This is a genomic window from Syntrophorhabdaceae bacterium (assembly GCA_028713955.1).
Lineage (GTDB): Bacteria > Desulfobacterota > Syntrophorhabdia > Syntrophorhabdales > Syntrophorhabdaceae > UBA5609.
The window spans coordinates 1-4,652 of the sequence record JAQTNJ010000246.1 but is presented as its reverse complement, the minus strand read 5'-3'; the positions used below and the strand labels follow the sequence as shown (position 1 = coordinate 4,652).

General features: G+C 54.1%; 5 protein-coding genes. 2 read left to right on the top strand and 3 right to left on the bottom strand.

Translation table 11 applies throughout. The features are described 5' to 3' along the window. Both PHU49_14930 and PHU49_14925 read left to right on the top strand, forming a co-directional pair. The coding region (locus PHU49_14930) for a hypothetical protein (GenBank protein MDD5245301.1) at positions 1-464 on the top strand (464 nt) is incomplete at its 5' end. Further along, positions 454-1,869, top strand: a complete 1,416-nt coding sequence (locus tag PHU49_14925; protein MDD5245300.1) for a DUF4129 domain-containing protein — start codon at positions 454-456, stop codon at positions 1,867-1,869. The genes PHU49_14930 and PHU49_14925, both read left to right, overlap by 11 nt. Positions 1,870-2,214: 345 nt before the next feature. On the opposite strand, the gene PHU49_14920 is transcribed toward PHU49_14925, so the two are convergent. The 3 genes from PHU49_14920 to PHU49_14910 form a co-directional block, all read right to left on the bottom strand. Beyond that, positions 2,215-3,330 (bottom strand): alanine--glyoxylate aminotransferase family protein, encoded by a 1,116-nt coding sequence (locus tag PHU49_14920; protein ID MDD5245299.1) that lies wholly within the window; start codon positions 3,328-3,330, stop codon positions 2,215-2,217. 63 nt (positions 3,331-3,393) lie between these two features. Continuing rightward, positions 3,394-4,146 carry a 2,3-diphosphoglycerate-dependent phosphoglycerate mutase gene (gene gpmA, locus PHU49_14915; protein ID MDD5245298.1) on the bottom strand — a complete coding sequence of 251 codons (753 nt, stop codon included), beginning with the start codon at positions 4,144-4,146 and terminating at the stop codon, positions 3,394-3,396. Between the two features lie 99 nt (positions 4,147-4,245). Beyond that, positions 4,246-4,652: FAD-dependent oxidoreductase (locus PHU49_14910; protein MDD5245297.1), on the bottom strand; the 407-nt coding region annotated here is incomplete at its 5' end.

Sequence of the window (4,652 nt, the reverse complement as noted above, 5' to 3'; positions counted from 1 at the left end):
CCAGGTCCGGGGCCTCTTATGAATTTGAGCGCAGTCTCGAAGCGGTCGCGTCGCTGGCCGTCTCGTTCGACAAGCAGGGTATAGCCATGGGGTTCGCGACAGATGCCGTCCTGACGGGAAAAACAGCTCCCGCAAGGTCCGTTAAAAGAGACCCGGGACACCTGCAGGCGATCCTGGAAACGCTGGCGCGCAGCAGTATGGAAAAAGGGCGGGACCTGCTGCAAGGGCTCAAACAAAACGCCAACCTTCCCTTCGGGGTCACATGCCTCTATTTCTCTTACGGGCCGGACGAGACATCACGAGCCGCCGATGAGTATTTCAGGCGTCGCAAGATACCGGTCATCCATTATGTTTGCGGCCTTACCAATGATCACTCAGGCGTTCCCTATACCAAATCCGGAAGGGCCATCCGGTCTCTCAACGAGATCCTCGTGAGCGATACAGGAAAAGAACATGAAGCGTAGCGGAAACGTCCTGCTTTCCTTCGCCGCCGCTGTCATGGAGTTCACCTGGCTCTATGCGTGGGCGACGTTTTCCACGATATCCGTGGCGCAGCGCCACACTCCTCTTCTTGAGGCTGCCGTTATATTCCTGGCCGGCGCCGCCATCACCGGCCTTTCCACGGGCAGGGGTCTGAGGGTTATCTCGATCGTGCTCTTGCAGACAGCGGGTATTGTATATGCGGCACTGAGGACCATCTATGTTTTCAGTGATATTACCTCTTCCTTTCTCAGCCGCCAGTGGCTCATTGAGTTCTTCGGCATCCCGCACAGCGCGATGGAGTGGCTCCTGGTCGTTGTCTCTGTATTCTGGGCAGCAGCCTTCTGGGCCGGCGGGGCACGATTCGCCGTAAGACCGAAAACGCATGAGAAGATCTGCTCCCGCTTTGATCTCGGCCTTGCCGCATTCCTAAGTCTCCTCCTGATGAAATTTGCCCTCCTGGTAAAAGGGAATCTCTCCATCAACGACCCTTTAACAGGACCTCTCGCCTGCATATTCTTTTTCTTTGGCCTGACATCGATAGGAATGACCCGGGGACGAACTGCGGCCTCTTCGGGCTTTATCGCCGGCTATCGAAGGTTCGGTGTTGTCATGGGTTTTATCTGCGCCGTTTCCGCCTCAGTGGTGAGTCTTGTGGTCTTTTTCCAGCATCAGCTGGTAAGTGCCGCCCGTGTAAGCTACGGCCTTATCAGGGGTGGGGTATCCTCCCTGGGTATTATCTTTGCAAGTTTTATCCGGTTCCTTTATTTGCCCCGGCAAACAAAAGTGATCGAGCTGCCCTCAAGCCCAAAAGAAAACATATTCGACCGGTTATCATCTTCCGGCCATGCAGCGTGGATGGAGGTTGTGGAAAAAATATTTGGCTGGCTCTTAGGGACTGCCCTCGGGTTGATCATGCTTGCCATTATCGTCTTTTCCGTGTTCTATTTCATGAAGTGGCTTCTTTCCCGCACGCGGACGGATCGCAACAAGATGGATTGGGGGGCGCGCTTGCTACGGGCGATCGCGCGGGTGTGGGGTCTCTTTATTCTTCTTGTCGGGAAAGCAAGGCAGCTCCTGAGAGGTTACAGGACCGCAGCGGATTTTTATAGGGCGCTCACGCAATGGTCAAGGCCAAGCGGCATCCGTCGCCGCCTCGATGAAACGCCATCGGAGTTTTGCTCCAGGCTTACCGGAAGGTTCCCTGCATTGAAGGAAGAGGTGGATACTATCGTGAGCGCCTTCAACAGGGAATTTTACGGAGAGATGATCCTGGACAGCGGGGAGATCGCCGGGGTCCGCCTGGCATGGCACACGCTGCGAAGCCCTGCCCGTTGGCCTCTAAGGCTGAGGGCCTTCTTTGCAGGCACAACCAATCCCCTCCCCTGACCTTCTTCACCATGTCCCTATATAGAAAACCAGCTCACGGCAGAATACCCGTGATTCGTTCGGCGTTGGGCGTTCGGCGAGAACAACCGTAATTCGTAATTCGTGAAACGTAATTGGAAAAGCATAAGGTGCGAGGGACGAAGCGATGTAGCGACCCCATAGGGGATGAACTATTAATGAGATTGCCACGCTCCGCTCGCAATGACAAAGTGCACGGCCTATCACCTGTTACCCATCACCTTCCATTTTTCACGTTCTATTAAGGTTCATCCAATTACGAATTACGATTCACGAATTACGGGTTTCCCCACCTTTCACCTTTCACTTTTCACTGCCTTCCACGGCTTATCCTTTTCGCAAGACTTCCTTCAGCGCCGAAAGGAATCTCGCTACATTTTCCTTTCTCGCCGTATGTCCCATTACCCCTATGCGCCAGATCTTCCCGGCAAGAGGCCCCAGGCCTCCGCCGATCTCGATCCTGAATTCGCTGCGTAAGCGCTTGCGGACAGATAGTTCATCGACTCCTTCGGGTACGCAGACAGCGTTCAGCATGGGGAGGCGATAAGGCTCATCTACAAGCATCCTGAGACCCATCTCTTCCAGGCCCCCAACCAGCGCCATGTGGCTTTCCCTGTGTCGCCGGAACACATCTTCCGGTCCCTCTTCGAGGATCAAAAGGAGCGCCTGGTAGAGGCCGTAGAGCATGTTCACCGGCGCCGTGTGGTGGTAAACCCGGTTTTGGCCCCAATAATCAGCGATCATAGTAAGATCAAGATACCAGTTGGGGACCTTGGTTTTCCGCCCATTCAGCTTTGCCATTGCCTTTTCGTTTAATGAGAAAGGTGCAAGCCCCGGGGGGCAGGAGAGACATTTCTGTGTGCCGCTGTAAAGGACATCAGCGTTCCAGTCGTCCATGCGGACCTCGATCCCGCCAAGGCTGGTAACGGTATCAACAAGGTAAATCGTATCGCTGCCTTTGAGGAGGGCGCCGATCTCAGCAACGGGGTTTCTAACACCTGTTGAGGTCTCGGCGTGAACCACTGCGACTATCTTGTACGATTCCTGTCTGATCCTTTCTTCCACTGCTCCCGGCTCAACAGGAGTGCCCCAGGTGAATTCAAGCGCATCAACGCTGCCGCCAAGCCTGGTGGCTACATCCTGCATCCTCATGCCAAAGACACCGTTCAAAAGGATCAGCACCCTGTCGCCCTGCTCAACCAGATTCACAAAGGCTGCCTCCATGCCGGCAGAACCTGTTCCTGATATGGGGATCGTAAGGTTGTTCCTGGTGTTCATAATCCTGCGAAGCATCTCTTTGAGTTCCTCGGCGATGTTCAAAAAATACGGATCGAGGTGCCCAAGGGTTGTCCGGCTCAGGGCGCTATAGACCGCCGGCGGCACACAGGAAGGACCGGGGCCCATGAGCAGGATATCCTCAATACCCTCCAGCAGATTTTTCATAACGATCCCTCCTCCCGGACAGAATATATTCTCGTGAGATCTTTTGAATCCTAAAGAATCGTATTACGTCTTTTTCGCCTTTGCCTGGTTCGCAACGGCTTCCATGGCTTCCTTAACCTTTTCCGGATCACCGAGATAGTAATTCTGTATCGGTTTCAGATCATCATCCAGCTCATAGACAAGCGGCATGCCGGTGGGGATGTTTACTCCCGGGATGACATCGTCGGGGATGTTATCGAGATATTTAACAAGTGCGCGCAGGCTGTTCCCGTGGGCAGCGATAAGGACGCGCTGACCGGATTTGATTACCGGTACAATGCGTTCGTGCCAGCAGGGAAGGAAACGCTCGACGGTATCCTTCAGGCATTCCGCGAGGGGGTGCTGCTCTTTTCTAAGATCGTGGTAGCGCGGGTCGGAACCGGTATAGCGAGGGTCCTTCTCGTCGAGCGCCGGGGGGCGGATATCATAGCTTCTCCTCCAGATCTTTACCTGCGCCTCACCATATTTCTCAGCCGTTTGTGCTTTGTTGAGGCCTTGCAGCGCTCCGTAGTGGCGTTCGTTCAACCGCCAGTCATTGTAGACGGGAATCCACATGAGGTCCATCCCGTCAAGGGCGATCCAGAGTGTGCGGATAGCCCTCTTCAGCACAGACGTAAAGGCCAGATCAAACATATAACCTTGCTCTTTCAGCACGCGGCCTGCTTCTTTTGCCTCCTCGATACCCTTTTCCGACAGGTCAACATCCGTCCAGCCCGTAAAAAGGTTTTCCTTGTTCCAGGTGCTTTCTCCGTGGCGAAGCAAAACGATCTTTTTCATCTGTCTTCTCCTTCGTAGTGGTTCTTGCGCATACTATAACATAAACAAAAAAAGGGCAGAACACAAGGTTCTGCCCTTCCGGATTCAAAGGATATGCGGTTATTTCTGTTTTGTCTGCAGGTACTCGTCGATCGCCTTTGCTGCTGCCTTTCCAGCGCCCATGGCGAGGATGACGGTAGCGGCGCCGGTAACGATATCGCCGCCCGCAAAGACGCCTTCCATGCTCGTCTTGCCTGTTTCGGAATCAGCCTCGATATTTCCTGATCTTCTGAGCTTCAGCTCCGGGGTGCTCTGCGTGAGGATCGGGTTCGGGCCCTGGCCGATCGCGACGATGACAACATCCACGTCTAAGACAAAGTTCGATCCTTTTATTTCAACGGGTCTTCTCCTGCCTGACGCATCGGGTTCCCCGAGTTCCATCTGCATACACTCCATGCCTTTCACCCAGCCGTTCTCGTCACCGATGACCCTTATGGGGTTCGTAAGAAGCCTGAAATCGATACCTT